The 14,751-nt window shown below is 65.5% G+C and carries 13 protein-coding genes; 7 read left to right on the forward strand and 6 right to left on the reverse strand.

Annotated elements, in window-relative coordinates; all coding sequences use genetic code 11:
- Nucleotides 1-10: 10 nt before the first annotated feature.
- Nucleotides 11-709: a CoA transferase subunit A gene (locus UB48_RS03415; protein WP_045194087.1), complete on the reverse strand. Its 699-nt coding sequence runs from the start codon at nt 707-709 to the stop codon at nt 11-13.
- A gap of 137 nt (nt 710-846) precedes the next feature.
- On the opposite strand from UB48_RS03415, the gene UB48_RS03420 reads away from it, so the two are divergent.
- Both UB48_RS03420 and UB48_RS03425 read left to right on the forward strand, forming a co-directional pair.
- Nucleotides 847-1,752, forward strand: a complete 906-nt coding sequence (locus tag UB48_RS03420; protein WP_045194088.1) for a LysR family transcriptional regulator — start codon at nt 847-849, stop codon at nt 1,750-1,752.
- The gene (locus tag UB48_RS03425) at nt 1,740-2,567 is read left to right on the forward strand and encodes an aldo/keto reductase (RefSeq protein ID WP_045194089.1); all 828 of its coding nucleotides are present in this window, start codon (nt 1,740-1,742) and stop codon (nt 2,565-2,567) included. The genes UB48_RS03420 and UB48_RS03425 overlap by 13 nt, the downstream gene beginning before the upstream one ends.
- 15 nt (nt 2,568-2,582) lie before the next feature.
- On the opposite strand, the gene UB48_RS03430 is transcribed toward UB48_RS03425, so the two are convergent.
- From UB48_RS03430 to lexA, 4 genes are read right to left on the reverse strand one after another with little or no spacing between them, the layout of a single operon-like run.
- Nucleotides 2,583-5,687 carry an error-prone DNA polymerase gene (locus UB48_RS03430; protein WP_275558775.1) on the reverse strand — a complete coding sequence of 1,035 codons (3,105 nt, stop codon included), beginning with the start codon at nt 5,685-5,687 and terminating at the stop codon, nt 2,583-2,585.
- The gene (locus UB48_RS03435; RefSeq protein WP_045194091.1) at nt 5,663-7,078 is read right to left on the reverse strand and encodes a DNA polymerase Y family protein; all 1,416 of its coding nucleotides are present in this window, start codon (nt 7,076-7,078) and stop codon (nt 5,663-5,665) included. Before UB48_RS03435 ends, UB48_RS03430 begins: the two co-directional genes overlap by 25 nt.
- A 6-nt stretch (nt 7,079-7,084) precedes the next feature.
- Nucleotides 7,085-7,702, reverse strand: coding sequence for a translesion DNA synthesis-associated protein ImuA (gene imuA / locus UB48_RS03440; RefSeq protein WP_045194092.1), 618 nt, complete (start codon nt 7,700-7,702; stop codon nt 7,085-7,087).
- Nucleotides 7,702-8,319, reverse strand: coding sequence for a transcriptional repressor LexA (gene lexA, locus UB48_RS03445; protein ID WP_045194093.1), 618 nt, complete (start codon nt 8,317-8,319; stop codon nt 7,702-7,704). The genes imuA and lexA overlap by 1 nt, the downstream gene beginning before the upstream one ends.
- Nucleotides 8,320-8,396: 77 nt before the next feature.
- On the opposite strand from lexA, the gene UB48_RS03450 reads away from it, so the two are divergent.
- The 4 genes from UB48_RS03450 to UB48_RS03465 all read left to right on the forward strand — a co-directional run bounded on the left by UB48_RS03450 (nt 8,397) and on the right by UB48_RS03465 (nt 12,853).
- Entirely contained in the window at nt 8,397-9,053 is a 657-nt protein-coding gene (locus UB48_RS03450; protein WP_045194094.1) for an HAD family phosphatase, read from the forward strand.
- A gap of 161 nt (nt 9,054-9,214) precedes the next feature.
- A complete protein-coding gene (locus tag UB48_RS03455; protein ID WP_045194095.1) occupies nt 9,215-9,934 on the forward strand; it encodes a thioredoxin family protein in 720 nt (239 codons plus the stop codon).
- A gap of 44 nt (nt 9,935-9,978) precedes the next feature.
- Nucleotides 9,979-11,853 (forward strand): hypothetical protein, encoded by a 1,875-nt coding sequence (locus UB48_RS03460; protein WP_156160161.1) that lies wholly within the window; start codon nt 9,979-9,981, stop codon nt 11,851-11,853.
- Nucleotides 11,854-11,935: 82 nt separating this feature from the next.
- Complete coding sequence (locus tag UB48_RS03465; RefSeq protein WP_045194097.1) at nt 11,936-12,853, forward strand: bestrophin family protein; 918 nt, start codon at nt 11,936-11,938, stop codon at nt 12,851-12,853.
- Here the strand turns inward: UB48_RS03465 and UB48_RS03470 are convergent.
- Nucleotides 12,834-13,826: a bile acid:sodium symporter family protein gene (locus UB48_RS03470; protein ID WP_045194098.1), complete on the reverse strand. Its 993-nt coding sequence runs from the start codon at nt 13,824-13,826 to the stop codon at nt 12,834-12,836. The two genes, UB48_RS03465 and UB48_RS03470, sit on opposite strands and share 20 nt — an antisense overlap.
- 79 nt (nt 13,827-13,905) lie before the next feature.
- Between UB48_RS03470 and UB48_RS03475 the strand changes: the two genes are divergently transcribed.
- Complete coding sequence (locus UB48_RS03475; protein ID WP_045194099.1) at nt 13,906-14,718, forward strand: helix-turn-helix domain-containing protein; 813 nt, start codon at nt 13,906-13,908, stop codon at nt 14,716-14,718.
- The last annotated feature ends 33 nt before the right edge of the window (nt 14,719-14,751 follow it).

The raw sequence follows: 14,751 nt of genomic DNA on the forward strand, positions 1-14,751 counted from the left end.
TGGGGTCGGGTCAGGCTTTGACGGTGCGTTTTTCGATACGCTTCTCGAAGGTGCCGACGATGACCCGGTCGACATAGATGCCCGGGGTATGGATTTCGCTCGGCAGCAGCACGCCCGGCTCGACGATCTCTTCGACCTCGACCACGGTGATCTTGCCGGCGGTGGCGGCCAGCGGGTTGAAGTTCTGCGCGGTGTTGCGGTACACAACGTTGCCGTAGTGGTCGGCCTTCCAGCCCTTGACGATGGCGAAGTCGCCGGTGATGGACTCTTCAAGGATGTACTTGCGGCCGTTGAATTCGCGCACCTCTTTGCCTTCGGCGACCGGGGTGCCGTAGCCGGTGGCGGTGAAGAAGGCCGGGATGCCGGCGCCGCCAGCGCGCATTTTCTCGGCCAGGGTGCCTTGCGGGGTGAGTTCCACTTCAAGTTCGCCGCTGAGCAGCTGGCGCTCGAACTCGGCGTTTTCGCCCACGTAGGAGGCAACCATCTTGCGGATCTGGTGCTCTTCAAGCAGCACGCCCAGGCCAAAGCCGTCGACGCCGCAGTTGTTGGAAACCACGGTCAGGCCCTTGACGCCACGGCGCTTGATTTCGGCAATGAGGTTTTCCGGGATGCCGCACAGGCCGAAACCACCGGCCAGTACCGTCATGTTGTCGGTCAGGCCTTCAAGGGCCTGTTCATAGGTTGCTACGCGCTTGTCCAGTCCGGCCATGCTGATCCGCCTTTTGTAGTTGTTGATCCGACAGGGGTGTCGGCGAGCGTTTGAACCATCTTCACCCCTGAGCACTTATTTGTTAATTTTGTTTTTATGATCGATTGATTAACTTTTCAAAAGAATAGCCTAGCCCGATGAACGTCAAACAGCTGCGCGCCTTCGTCACCGTCGCCAAATACCAGAGCTTTGCCCAGGCTGGCGAACACCTGCACCTGTCGCAGCCTGCCCTGAGCCTGACCATCAAGGCCCTGGAGGACAACCTCGGCGGCGCCCTGCTCAGCCGCACCACCCGCAGCGTCAGCCTGACGCCGGAGGGCGAGGTGCTGCTACCGCTGGCCCGGCAACTGCTGGCCGACTGGGACAACACTGAAGAATTGCTGCGCCAGCGCTTTACCCTGCAGCTTGGGCGGGTGTCGATCGCCGCCATGCCGGCCTTTGCCGGCAACCTGCTGCCGGCGGCGCTGAAGGTATTCCGCCAGCGCTACCCGAGGGTCAACGTCACGGTGCACGACGTCATCAACGAACAAGTGCTGGAACTGGTGCGCCACCGCCGCGTCGAACTGGGCATCGGCTTCGAACCCGAAGCCAGCGAGCCGCTGCGTTTCACGCCGCTGTACCTGGACCGCTTCGTCGCCGTGGTGCCGGCCGACTCGCCGCTGGCGCAACAGCCAAAGGTAAGCTGGCGTGAACTGCTGGGCGAAGACTTCATTGCCCTGCAACGCCCTTCGGCGGTGCGCCTGCTGCTGGAGCAGCACCTGGCCGCCGAACACGGCAAGCTGGCGGTAGCCTTTGAAAGCCATCAGCTGTCGACCATCGGCCGCATGGTTGCCAACGGCCTGGGCGTCAGTGCCGTGCCGGCGCTGTGCATCGGCCAGATGCAGGAGCTGGGTGCGCGTTGCGTGCCGCTGGTAGAACCGAGTATAGAACGGCGTATTGGCGTGACCCTGCTGGCCGACCATAAACTCTCGGCAGCGGCGCAGGCGCTGCTCGATGTATTGCTTGAACATATCCGCCCACAGGAGGTGACATGCGTACCGTGAAACTTGCCGAACACAACATCCCGGCCATCGGCCAGGGCACCTGGTACATGGGCGAAGACCCGGCCCGCCAGCACGCCGAAGTCGCCGCCTTGCAGCACGGTATCGAGCTGGGCCTGAACCTCATCGATACGGCCGAAATGTACGCCGAAGGCGGCGCGGAAAAGGTCGTTGGCAAGGCCATTGCCGGGCGTCGCGAGCAGGTGTTCCTGGTCAGCAAGGTGTACCCGCACAACGCCAGCCTCAAAGGCATTCCCGCGGCCTGCGAACATAGCCTCAAGCGCCTGGGCACCGAACACATCGACCTGTACCTGCTGCACTGGCGTGGCCAGTACCCGCTGGCGGAAACCGTCGAAGCCTTCGAGCGCTTGCGCGTTGAGGGCAAGATCGGCCGTTGGGGCGTGTCCAACTTCGATGTCGACGACCTGCGCGAGCTGTATCGGCTGAGCGGTGATTGCGCGGCCAACCAGGTGCTTTACAACCCGTCCCAGCGCGGCATCGAATACGACCTGCTGCCCTGGAGCCACAAGCGTAACCTGCCGACCATGGCCTACTGCCCGCTGGCCCAGGCCGGGCGCTTGCTCAAGCACCCGGCCCTGGCCGAGATTGCCGAGCGCCATGGTGCGACGCCGGCGCAGGTGAGCCTGGCCTGGGTGATTCGCCAGGACGGCGTGATTGCCATTCCCAAGGCGGTGGACCTTGAGCATGTGCGCCTGAACGCGGCGGCGGCCAACCTGGTGCTCAGCAGTGAAGATTTTCGCGCGATTGACCGGGCCTTTGCGCCGCCGACACGCAAGCAGCATCTATCGATGGTATGAGGGCCGCGATGCTGTTCAGTGAAAATCCCGGCTCCGCACATCCAGCCCCTGCAACAGCGGGCTCAGATCCTCCAGGCGCTGGGCAATCAGGTGACGCACCCCGCTCTCGCACTCCAGCTTTCCGCTCACCCGCAGCAGTTGCGCGCCCACCAGCACCCGCCGCTGGCGCTCGGCCAGGTCGCGCCAGACCACCACGTTGACGTTGCCGAACTCGTCTTCAAGGGTGACGAAGGTCACCCCGCTGGCGGTCCCCGGTCGTTGGCGCCCGGTCACCAGCCCCGCCACGCTGACCCGATCGTTGTGTTCGGCCTGCTCCAGCGCTTGCGAACTGCGGCACCCCAGGGCATTCAGGCGGCGGCGCAGCAAGGTCAGCGGGTGCGGGCCGAGGGTGGTGCCGACACTGGCGTAGTCGGCAAACATGTCCTCGCTCAGCGACGGTTGCGGTAAATCCACCGGTGCTTCCACTGGCGCCTCGATACCAGCGAACAACGGCAGTTGCGCCTGCACCGCGGCCACGCTCCAGCGCGCCCGGTAACGGTCGCTGGCCAACCCGCGCAAGGCCCCGGCATCGGCCAGCAGCTCACGCGCACGGGCATCGAGCTGCGCCCGCAGGCACAGGTCACTGACATCGCGCCAGCCGCACTCGGCCCGCGCCTGTTCGATGCGCAAGGCGTCCTGCTGGCGAAAGCCGCGCACCTGGCGCAGGCCCAGGCGAATGGCCAGGGCGTCCCCTGCCCCCGGCTCCAGGCTGCAGTCCCAGTCGCTGTGGCAGACATCCACCGGGCGGATCTCGAGGTGATGACGGCGGGCGTCCTGCAGGATCTGGTCGGGGCTGTAGAAGCCCATGGGCCAGCTGTTGATCAGCGCACAGGCAAAGATTGCCGGCTCGTGGCACTTGAGCCAGCAACTGGCATAGGTCAGCAAGGCGAAGCTGGCGGCGTGGGACTCAGGGAAGCCATAGCTGCCAAAGCCCTTGATCTGCTCGAAGATGCGCTCGGCAAATTCTGCGCTGTAGCCGTTGTCGAGCATGCCCTGGGTCAGCCGTTGGCGGTGCGGTTCCAGGCCGCCGTGGCGCTTCCAGGCGGCCATGGCCCGGCGCAGCTGGTCGGCCTCGCCGGCCGAATAACCGCCGGCGACCATCGCCAGTTCCATCACCTGCTCCTGGAACAACGGCACGCCGAGGGTGCGCTCGAACACCTGCTTCAGCGCATCCGACGGATAGCTCACCGGCTCAAGCCCCTGGCGCCGGCGCAGGAACGGGTGAACCATGTCGCCCTGGATCGGCCCGGGGCGAACGATAGCCACCTCGATCACCAGGTCGTAGAAGTTCTTCGGCTTGAGCCGCGGCAGCATGGCCATTTGTGCCCGCGACTCGATCTGGAACACACCGACGGTGTCGGCGCGGCCGATCATCGCGTAGGTCGCCGCGCAGTCGGCCGGGATGCTCGCCAGGGTCAACCGGCGGCCACGGTGGCGATACAGCAGGTCGAAACAGCGGCGCAAGGCGCTGAGCATGCCCAGGGCAAGAATATCGACCTTGAGCAGGCCGACCAGGTCGAGGTCGTCCTTGTCCCACTGGATCACCGTGCGCTCGTCCATGGCGGCGTTTTCCACCGGCACCAGGCTGTCCAGCGGCTGCTCGGAAATCACGAAACCGCCCGGGTGCTGGGACAGGTGGCGGGGAAAGCCGATCAGCTCGCCGGTCAACGCCAGCACCCGGCGCAGCAACGGGCTGTCGGGGTCGAAACCGGCTTCGCGCAGTTGCTCGGGCGGCGGCAGGCGGTCGCTCCAGCGCCCGCAGCAATCGGCCAGGGCGTTGATCTGCTGCACCGGCAAGCCCAGCACCCGGGCGATATCGCGCACTGCACCGGCAGCGTGGTAGGTACTGGCCACGGCGGTGAGCGCCGCGCGATGACGACCGTAGCGGCGGAACACGTACTGCAGGACTTCTTCGCGGCGGTCGTGTTCGAAGTCGACGTCGATGTCCGGCGGCTCGTCGCGCTCGCGGGACAAAAAGCGCTCGAACAACAGGTGGCTTTTCATCGGGTCGAGCTCGGTGATGCCGAGCACGAAACACACCACCGAGTTGGCCGCCGAGCCGCGCCCCTGGCAGAGAATGCCCTGGCCCCGGGCGAAGTTGACGATGTCGTGGACGGTAAGAAAGTAGCTTTCGTAGTTGAGCTCGGCAATCAGTTGCAGCTCGTGTTCCAGGGACTGGCGCGCCTTGTCGCCAATGCCCCCGGGCCAGCGTTCACGGTGGCCGCGCTCGCACAGATGGCGCAGCCAGGCGCTGGCCGTCTGGCCTTCGGGCACCAGTTCGCGAGGGTATTGATAGCGCAACTGGCCCAGGTCGAACTGGCAACGCGCGGCAATGCGCAGGCTTTCTTCGAGCAATGCCGGCGGATACAGCTCGGCCAGTTGCGCCAGCGGGCGCAGGTGCCGTTCGCCATTGGCGAACAGGCGCTGGCCGGCCTCGGCCACGCTGCAGTGATGGCGGATGGCGGTCATGCTGTCCTGCAGGGCACGACGACCACGGGCATGCATGTGCACATCACCGCTGGCCACGGCCGGAATATTGAGGCGCTCGGCCAGGGCCAGCAGCTGTTGCAGGCGCCGCGGGTCATCGGCGCCACGGTGCAGCTCGACCGCCAGCCACAGCCGCTCGGCGAACACCTCGCGCAACCAGTGGCCGCTGGCCTGGTCAGCCTCGCTGCCGTCCGGCACCCACAGCGCCAGCAGGCCGTCCAGGGGCGTGGCGAAGTCTTCGCGCAGCAGTTGGTACTCGCCCTTCTTCGCCCGTCGCCGGCCCAGGGTGATGAGTTTGCACAGGTGCTGGTAACCGCCGAGGTTCTCGGCCAGCAACACCAGCTTGGGGCCGTCGTGCAGGCGTACTTCGCTGCCGACGATCAGCGCCAGGCCCGCCGCCCTGGCTGCCTGCCAGGCACGGACGATACCGGCCAGGGTGCACTCGTCGGTGATCGCCAGGGCCTGGTAGCCCTGCTGGCGGGCACGCTGGAACAGCTCCTGGGCACTGGAAGCGCCGCGCTGGAAGCTGAAGTTGGACAGGCAGTGCAGCTCGGCGTAGCCCGGGGTGTTCATGCGAACCAGCCCTGTAGCCACAAGCGGCCGTCTTCACCGAGGGTGCGGTAGGCCCAGCCGTACAGACCGCTGGCGGTACGCACCCGGTAGTAATCGCGGCGCACATCGCCGCCGTCCCACCAGCCGGACTCGATGCGCTCGGCGCCGGTCAGCAACTGCACGCCGACGCCGGGCAAGGCCTGGGGCTCGGCCAGCAGCCAGCCCGGGCGTGGCGCACCTGGTAGCGCCAGCGCCTGGCGCGGCCCGTCGCCCGCCTGCCAGGCGCACTCGGGGCGGTGATCGGCCTGGGCCGCAAGCCCCCGTACCGCTTCGTCGCCCAGCCGCGCGCGCAGGCGTTCGCGCAGTTGCTCCCAGGGCTGGTTCTGTTGCGGGCGCGGGTCGAACAGTTCGGCGCGCTGCGGCACGAAGGCCGGCAGGTCTTCGGCCAGCAGGCGCAGGTTGCGCACCGGCGCGGCAATCTGCAGTTGCTCAAGGCGGCCACGGGCCAGCTCGAACAGCAGCGACGGATCACGCTCGGCCGCCAGCAGGCCGACCGGCACGCAGGTGTCGGGCCCTTCGCCGTGCTCCAGCTGCAGGGCAAAGCGCTGCACGCCGCTGTCGCGCCCGGCGAGGAAGGCGGCAAGGTCGTTGATCAGCCGGCGCAGGGGGAACAGCAGGGCTTGATGGGATTCGACATCGAAGTTCAGCTCCAGGCGTGCATCGAAGCGGTCCGGCGGCAAATAGAATTCCAGGGCCATAGGCCGGCGCCCGAGCAGGCGGTCCAGGTGCAGTTGCACCGCTGCGGCAAAGCGCCGGGCCAGGGCGTCACGGGGCAAGGCCAGGACCTGGCCGAGCTGGCGCAGGCCCATGCGCGCCAAGGCGTTGGCGGCCTCGGCGGGCAGGCCGACGCGGTCGATGGGCATCTGCTCCAGCGCCGCGCGGGTTTGCTGCGGGCACTCAAGGGCCAGGCCGTCGTGGGCATTGGCGAGCATGCGCGCCGCCACCGGGTTGCTGGCCAGGACGATACGGTGACGAAAACCCAGCGCCTTGAGCTCTGCACGCAGCCGCGCTTCAAAGGCCGGCCAGGGCCCGAACAGGCCGAGGCTGGACTCGACTTCAAGCAACAGCACCCGTGGGTAATGCAGGCTGACCTGGGAGCTGAAGCGATAGGCCCAGGCGGCCAGAAACTGCTGCAATTGCTCGACGGCTGCCGGGTCGTGCTCGACGCAGGTAAAACTGCCGGCCAGGGCCTGGGCGGTGGTCAGCGCCTGCCCGGCGCGCAGGCCCAGGGCAGCGGCTGGCGGGTTGACCGCCTGCAAGACCCGGCGCTGGGCCGGGCCGCTGAGCAGCACCAATGGCGTGTCGGCGTCGTCGCGGGCGCGCAGCACCGCGTCGAGTGCCAGTTGCGGCAGCAGGATACAGGCCCAGAGCATGATCCATCAGCCTCGCCCGGGGCAGGCAATAGGCGTGGCCGGAGCCAGGCCGCCGCGGCACTTGAGCACCCGCCACTGGGCCGGCCGGGCATCGACGGCAATGCGCAGCGCCGCCGGTGACGGGTTGAGCGCAGCCTGTTGCGGGCGACAGGCAAAGGCCAGGGTCTGGCCGCTTTCGGCGGCAACCTGCAAGCGGCGCAAGGCGCGATCATCGGCCTTGTGCGGCCAGCACAGCACGGCGCCGCAACTGCCCGAGCGCAAACACTGCTCGGCGGCCCAGAGCACCTCGCCGGCAGTGGCCTGAACCACCGCCAGCCACTGCAGGTCGACCCCGGCCGCCTGCCAGGCCGGTGGGTAGGGAATGAACGGCGGCGCAATCAACACCACCCGCTCGCCGGCCTGGGTCAGGCGCGCCAGGCTCGGCCACAACAATTGCAGCTCGCCACAGCCTTCGGCCGCCAGCAGCAGCTCGGTCAGCGCCCCGGGCGGCCAGCCGCCACCGGGCAGCGCCGTGTCCAGAACGGCATGGCCAGTGGGCTGCAGGCCCTGGGGCAAAGCCTGCGGGCGGCCCTTCCAGAGCCGTTGCTGGTCGAGCAGGCCGTCGAGGCTGACCACCGCGCCCATCAGCCGCGCCTCACCAGGCCGCAGAACACCCCTTCGATGACGAAGTCGTGCTCCGGGCCGACCTCGATGGGGGCATACGCCGGGTTGCGCGGCAGCAGCCGGTAATGCCCGCCGGCGCGTTCGAAGCGCTTGATGGTCACCTCGCCGTCCAGGCGCGCGACGATGATCTGCCCGTCACGGGCCTCGGCCTGCTGCTTGATGCCGACCAGGTCGCCATCGAGGATGCCGGCGTCGATCATCGAGTCGCCGCGCACCTTGAGCAGGTAGTCCGGGGAGCGGCTGAACAGGTGTGAATCGAGCATCAGTTGTTCGTGGATATCCACGTCCGGGCCGATCGGCCGGCCGGCGGCGACCTGGCCGAGCACCGGGATCTCCAGCACCTCGGGGCGGCGCAAGGCACCGGCCAGGCGGATGCCACGGGCCTGGTTGGGGGTGACCTCGATGAAACCCGCCTCGGTCAGCGCCTGGATGTGCTTGCGCGCGACACTGCGCGAGGCAAAACCGAAGGCCGTGGCGATGTCGGCCAGGCTTGGCGGCTGGGCCTGATCGGCGATGCGCTGGCGAATGAAATCGAGAATAGCGCGGCGTTTGGGCGATAGTTTATTCATGGAGTACATTTGTACTCTTTTCCTGTGCATCTGACCAGCCCCGCTGATCCGGTTATCATGGCCGGCCACCGCAGCGGAAGCCGACCATGCTTGATGCCCTGTTGTTCGACCTCGACGGTACCCTGACCGATACCGACAAACTCCACCTGCTGGCCATGCAACAGCTGTTGCGCGAAGAAGGCCGGGTGTTCACCGAAGCCGAGTTCGATGCCCACGTCAGCGGCCGGGCCAATGCCGACCTGTGCCGTTACCTGTTCCCCGACCGCCCGGTGAGCGAGCACCAGCTGTTCGCCGAGCGCAAGGAGGCGCGCTTTCGCGCCCTGTCGCCCACCTTGCAGCCCACCGCCGGCCTGCTGCGTTTGCTTGAACATGCCGAACGCCAGCGCATCGGCGTTGCCGTGGTCACCAACGCGCCACGGGCCAACGCCGTGCACATGCTTGGCGCCATGGGCCTGGAGCAACGCTTCGAGCATGTGCTGGTGGCCGAAGAACTGGCCCGGGCCAAGCCCGACCCGCTGCCCTACCTCACCGGCCTTGAGCGCCTGCAGGCGCGGGCGACGCATGCGCTGGCGTTCGAGGATTCGCTGCCGGGAGTGAAGGCGGCCAGCGGCGCGGGGATCTTTACCGTCGGATTGTCGACCAGCCAGCGGCCTGAAGCCTTGCTGGAAGCCGGTGCGCAGTTGGTGGTGAAGGATTTCGACGATGAGCGCTTGTGGGCGTTGATCGGGCGGATGTCCGGCTGAAAGTGAAACCTGATCGCGGGGCAAGCCCGCTCCTACAAGTCTGTGGGAGCGGGCTTGACCCGCGATGAATTCACCACCGTTCATCAGCCCTGCACTCACCTCTGTCGAATCCCCCACCCGACAATCGACCATGAGTACATTCCCCCAGCGGAGCCGTACCCATGGACAACCATCAAAACCCCCAGGTGGTCTCGCGCAGCGAATGGCTCAGCGCCCGCCGCCAATTGTTGCTGCATGAAAAGGCCCTGACCCACCAGCGCGACGAACTGAGCAAGGCCCGCCGCGCCCTGCCCTGGGTGCGGGTCGACCAGGACTACCGCTTCGAAGGCCCCGAGGGCCGCCTGAGCCTTGGCGACCTGTTTGCCGGCCACAGCCAGCTGCTGGTCTATCACTTCATGTTCGGCGAAGGCTGGGATGAAGGCTGCCCGGGCTGTTCGTTCCTGGCCGATCATTTCGACGGCGCCAACCTGCACCTGGCCCACCACGATGTGTCGCTGGTGGCGGTGTCGCGCGCGCCCTACGTCCAGTTCCAGGCGTTCAAACAACGCATGGGCTGGAAGTTTCCCTGGGTCTCGTCGCATGCCAGCAGCTTCAACCAGGACTTCGGCGTCGGCGCCAAGGGCAGTGATCAGTACAACTATGAGCCGTATTCGGGTGAAGAAACCGAGCTGCCGGGCCTCAGCGTGTTCTACCGCTATGCCGATGGCACGCTGTTCCACACCTATTCCAGCTACGCCCGCGGCCTGGACATTCTGGTCGGTACCTACAACTTTCTCGACCTGATGCCCAAAGGCCGCAACGAGGAAGGCACCATGGACTGGGTGCGCCACCATGACCGTTATGAAGGTGCCGTCCAACCTCCCCACTGCTGCCATGAATAGCCGCGCTACCTAGTATTTTTGCCAGTAGCCAGTACGCCCTGGCGGTGCTCGAATGCACCGAGGCCTGTCGACCGACAGGCACCACCCCGGAGGCAGGGCGTATGGGACTGTTCATTGATCACACCAATTTCGAACCCGGCAATGCTCCATGGAATGGTTGGCAGAAAGGCCCTAATGGCCAGGCGCTGGCGCTGACCTCCGATGGCAGCAACCACTGGGCGTACTTCGAAGGCTTTGTGGGCAACCTGCTGGGCAGGGTGATGCGCAAGGAACTGGCAGGCCTGACACCCGGCACCGACTATCGCCTGTCGATGCGGGTAAAACGCAACGGCAACAGCTCCAAGACCCCTCACCTGTCATTCGAGCTTGATGGCACCCGACTCGAGGGCGAGTTTGCCGTCACCGCGCCTGAATGGCAGACCCTGCGCTGGCAGTTCCGTGCCCGTGAACACTCCCACGCTATCGAACTGATCGGGCGTGACGATACCGGCAACGGCAGTGATAACGGTGCTGACTTCAGCTTTGACGATATCCGTATTCACCCCACCACCATCACGGAAAACTTCGACGATCAGACCAGTCAACTGATCGACCCCGGGCAAAGCATTCAACTGCCGACCATGACCATTACCCTGCTCGAAGGCCCTGCTGGCATCAAGGCCGGTGTCGAGCGCTACGCCTTTCCAGAGGCCGGTCTACTGGAGGGCGAAGCGATTGTCCTGCAACGCGGCCAGAGCAACCCACCTTCAGCGCAACGGCTGTGCATCGACCCCATTGTACCGTGCGATAAAATCAAGTTCGCCTGGACCTGGAGGCAACGCCCGGGCGAAGTCGAGTTCCACGATGAGCAAGGCCAACTGCTCGAAAAATTGAGCTTTGACGGGGAGCCGAAACATCATTGGGTGGAGTATCAAGCGCCAACCAATCGCCCGATCGCCTCGCTGGTGATTACCTCGCGCGACTACGCCTTCCTCGATTTTTTCACCTTCTCTCAACTACCCGACGAGGCCGCGACAACACTCAACACTGTGTTCATCGATCACACCGATTTTGAACCCGGCAATGACCCATGGAATGCTTGGCAGAAAGGCCCCAATGGCCAGGCGCTGGCGCTGACCTCCGATGGCAGCAACCACTGGGCGTACTTCGAAGGCTTTGCGGGCAACCTGCTGGGCAGGGTGATGCGTAAGGAACTAGCAGGCCTGACACCCGGCACCGACTATCGCCTGTCGATGCGGGTAAAACGCAACGGCAACAGCTCCAAGACCCCTCACCTGTCATTCGAGCTCGATGGCACCCGACTCGAGGGCGAGTTTGCCGTCACCGCGCCGGAATGGCAGACCCTGCGCTGGCAGTTCCGTGCCCGTGAACATTCCCACGCTATCGAACTGATCGGGCGTGACGATACCGGCAACGGCAGTGATAACGGTGCTGATTTCAGCTTCGATGATATCCGTATTCAGCCCGCCATCGTTCACGAGGATTTCAATGGCCACCCGCAAACAATCATAACGGCCGGCCAACATATCGACCTGAGCACCTTGCGTGTGACGCTTTTGCCCGGTTCCACAGGAGAAGCCGCCATTCAAAAACATACCGGCGAAGTGCCCGGCCTGCAGGAAAAGGAAGGCTTGGCAATATGCCGTAACCAGGGTATTCAGCAACCACAAGTACTACGATTTGACTTGGTCGGTATCTATGCATCCTTGAAGTTTGCCTGGACCTGGCATGACCACCCTGGCCACGTCGCGTTCTTCAACGCCAAAGGCGAATTGCTTGAACGACGTGACGTCCAGCCACCCGCTGGCCGCCACTTGTGGATAGAGTTCACTGCCCCGACAGACAACCCAGTTGCCAGCCTCGAAGTCAAAAGCCAGGACTTTGCCTACCTGGACTTCTTCACCTTCACCAGCGCTTGACCCCATCAGACTGTATCCCGGTCCGGCTTTGCCCTACAGTAACGCGCGTCAATACTCGCGTTACTGTACAGGGCCTGCCTTGATGATCATCCAGCCACAAAAACCCTCCATCCGCGTCCTGCTGTTTTCGCTCAAGGGCTCGATCATCCCGGCGATCTGGCGCAAGGTGCTGTACACCGTGCTGATCAGCTCGGCAGTGGTCGCCACCCATGGCACCCTGTTCGAGTACAAGGTCATCCTCACCGCCACGCCCTTTACCCTCTGGGGCCTGACCCTGGCAATCTTCCTCGGCTTTCGCAACACCGTGGCCTACCAGCGCTTCTGGGAAGCGCGCACGCTGTGGGGCGAGCTGCTGATCGTCAGCCGCAACCTGACCCGCCAGAGCCTGAGCCTGCTGCCGAGCCTCGACGCCAACCAGCGCCGCGCCCTGCTCGACCCCTTGATTGCTTTCGCCTATGTGTTGCGTGACCAGTTGCGCGGCACCCCGGCCTGCGCCGACCGCCAGCGCCTGCTCGACACGCCGACGCGCACCACCCTGGCCAGCAGCGATGCGCCTGCCAGCCGCCTGCTCGGCCTGCTCGGCCAGCGCTTCATGGCCCAGGCCCGCGATGCCGGCGCCGGCGAGGTGATCCAGGCCAACCTCGACCAGCAGCTCAACCGGCTGTCGTACGTGCTGGGCGGTTGCGAGCGGATCAAAAACACGCCCATCCCCTACCCCTACATCCTCATGCTGCACCGCATCGTCCACGTCTACTGCTTCCTGCTGCCGTTCTGCCTGGTCGACAGCATCGGCTGGTTCACGCCGTTTGCCGTGTGCGTGCTGGCCTATACCTTCTTCGGCCTGGATGCCCTGGGTGACCAGATCGCCGACCCGTTCGACACCCAGCCCAACGACCTGGCCCTGGATGCCATGTGCCGCAACCTGGAAATCGCCGTGCGCGAGCTGGCCGATGAGGCGGCGCCGGCACCACTGCAACCGGTCAAAGGGGTTCTGTTGTAAGCGAGGGTTCTTCAGTACGCGCGGCATAGTGCTGGGCCAGTACCGCGCAGACCATCAGCTGGATCTGGTGGAACAGCATCAGCGGCAGGATCATTGCACCGATACCGCCGCCGACGAACAGCACCTGGGCCATCGGCACGCCGGTGGCCATGCTTTTTTTCGAGCCGGCAAACAAAATGGTGATGCGGTCTTCGAGGTTGAAGCCCAGCCAGCGCCCAAGCGCGCCGGTCAGCCACAGCACCAGCGCCAGCAGCAGGCAGCAGACCAGCGCCAGGCCCAGCAGGCGCGACGCAGGTACTGCATGCCACAGGCCGCTGACCACCGCATCGCTGAAGGCGGTATAAACCACCAGCAGGATCGAACCCTGGTCGACGCTCTTCAACCAGCGGGCATTGCGCGCCACCCAGGCGCCGATCCAGCGCCGCGCCAGTTGCCCGGCCACGAACGGCACCAGCAGTTGCACAACGATTTTCAGCACGGCATCGAGGCTCGAGCCGCTGTCACCCTCGACGCCCATCAGCAGCACCACCAGCAACGGCGTCAAGACGATGCCGAGCAAACTCGACGCCGCCGCGCTGCAGATCGCCGCCGGTACGTTGCCACGGGCCAGCGAGGTAAAGGCGATGGCCGACTGCACCGTGGCCGGCAAGGCGCACAGGTACAGCACGCCCAGGTACAGTTCATCGCCCACCAGCGGCAGCAACAGCGGCTTGAGCAGCATGCCCAGCAGCGGAAACATCACAAAGGTGCAGGCAAACACCAGCAGGTGCAGGCGCCAGTGCCCGGCACCGGCGGCGACCGCCTCGCGCGACAGCTTGGCGCCATGCAAAAAGAACAGCAGGCCGATGGCGAGGTTGGTCAACCAGCCGAACAGCACGGCGCCACTGCCTTCACAGGGCAGCAGCGTGGCAATGAGGATGACCCCGAGCAGCGCCAGGGTGAAATTGTCGAACAGCATCCGCAGGTACTTCATGGCCGCTCCCGGCTTGTTATTGTGGCGCCGCAGACGTTAAGGTCTTTGCCCGATCTTGACTAACGCCAGCGCCCCGCCAGTGTCGCCAAAAGGACAACCGCCCGCCTTCACCCCGCAGTCACTGGAGCAGCTGACGGCACTGCCGCGCCCGGTGTATGGCCATGTGCAGGCGCTGCCCAACGTGGTGCTCGGCTACCGCCATAGCCATCCGTGGGGGCAGTTGTCCTATGCCATTCGCGGCGTGCTGGAGGTGCACACCGACCAGGGTTTCTACCTGGTGCCGCCGCAGCGCGCAGTGTGGCTGCCGGCGCACGTGCCGCACCGGGTCAGTTGCGCCGACGATACCTGCCTGCGCAGCCTGTACCTGGAGCAAGCACCGGCAAGCTGGCGCGAGCCGCAATGCCGGGTAGTCGCGGTCAAGCCGCTGTTGCGCGAGCTGATCCGCAGCTTCAGCGAACTGCCGGTGGAATACGACAGCGAGGGCCCCGACGGGCGCCTGGTGCAGGTGCTGCTCGACCAGCTGAACAATGCCGAAGAGCAGCAACTGATGCTGCCACTGCCACTGGACCCTGACCTGCGCGCCCTGTGCAGCCACCTGCAGGCACAACCCGATTCGCCGACCGGGCTGGCCGACTGGGCGCGGCAAGCCGGCGTGTCGGAGAAAACCCTGAGCCGGCGTTTTCAACGCGAAACCGGCCTGAGCTTTCGCCTCTGGCGCCAGCGCATGCGCCTGCTTTGCGCCCTGCCGGCCCTTGAGCGCGGCGAGCGGGTCACCGACGTGGCCCTGGCCTGCGGCTACGAATCGCTGTCGGCGTTTATCGCCGCCTTCGGCAGGCAGTTCGGCCTGCCGCCGGGGGAGTTCTTTCGCGCACGCAACGGCAGTGATGGTTGAGCGCCTGCACGTCGAAATCCGCCGACCAGCCTG

Source organism: Pseudomonas sp. 2(2015) (genome assembly GCF_000955865.1).
Lineage (GTDB): Bacteria > Pseudomonadota > Gammaproteobacteria > Pseudomonadales > Pseudomonadaceae > Aquipseudomonas.

Bases quoted from the DNA above. Each gene is read 5' to 3' on its own strand.
- UB48_RS03415 (WP_045194087.1), bottom strand. From the start codon at position 709: ATGGCCGGACTGGACAAGCGCGTAGCAACCTATGAACAGGCCCTTGAA.
- UB48_RS03420 (WP_045194088.1), top strand. From the start codon at position 847: ATGAACGTCAAACAGCTGCGCGCCTTCGTCACCGTCGCCAAATACCAG.
- UB48_RS03425 (WP_045194089.1), top strand. From the start codon at position 1,740: ATGCGTACCGTGAAACTTGCCGAACACAACATCCCGGCCATCGGCCAG.
- UB48_RS03435 (WP_045194091.1), bottom strand. From the start codon at position 7,078: ATGCTCTGGGCCTGTATCCTGCTGCCGCAACTGGCACTCGACGCGGTG.
- imuA (WP_045194092.1), bottom strand. From the start codon at position 7,702: ATGGGCGCGGTGGTCAGCCTCGACGGCCTGCTCGACCAGCAACGGCTC.
- lexA (WP_045194093.1), bottom strand. From the start codon at position 8,319: ATGTACTCCATGAATAAACTATCGCCCAAACGCCGCGCTATTCTCGAT.
- UB48_RS03450 (WP_045194094.1), top strand. From the start codon at position 8,397: ATGCTTGATGCCCTGTTGTTCGACCTCGACGGTACCCTGACCGATACC.
- UB48_RS03455 (WP_045194095.1), top strand. From the start codon at position 9,215: ATGGACAACCATCAAAACCCCCAGGTGGTCTCGCGCAGCGAATGGCTC.
- UB48_RS03465 (WP_045194097.1), top strand. From the start codon at position 11,936: ATGATCATCCAGCCACAAAAACCCTCCATCCGCGTCCTGCTGTTTTCG.
- UB48_RS03470 (WP_045194098.1), bottom strand. From the start codon at position 13,826: ATGAAGTACCTGCGGATGCTGTTCGACAATTTCACCCTGGCGCTGCTC.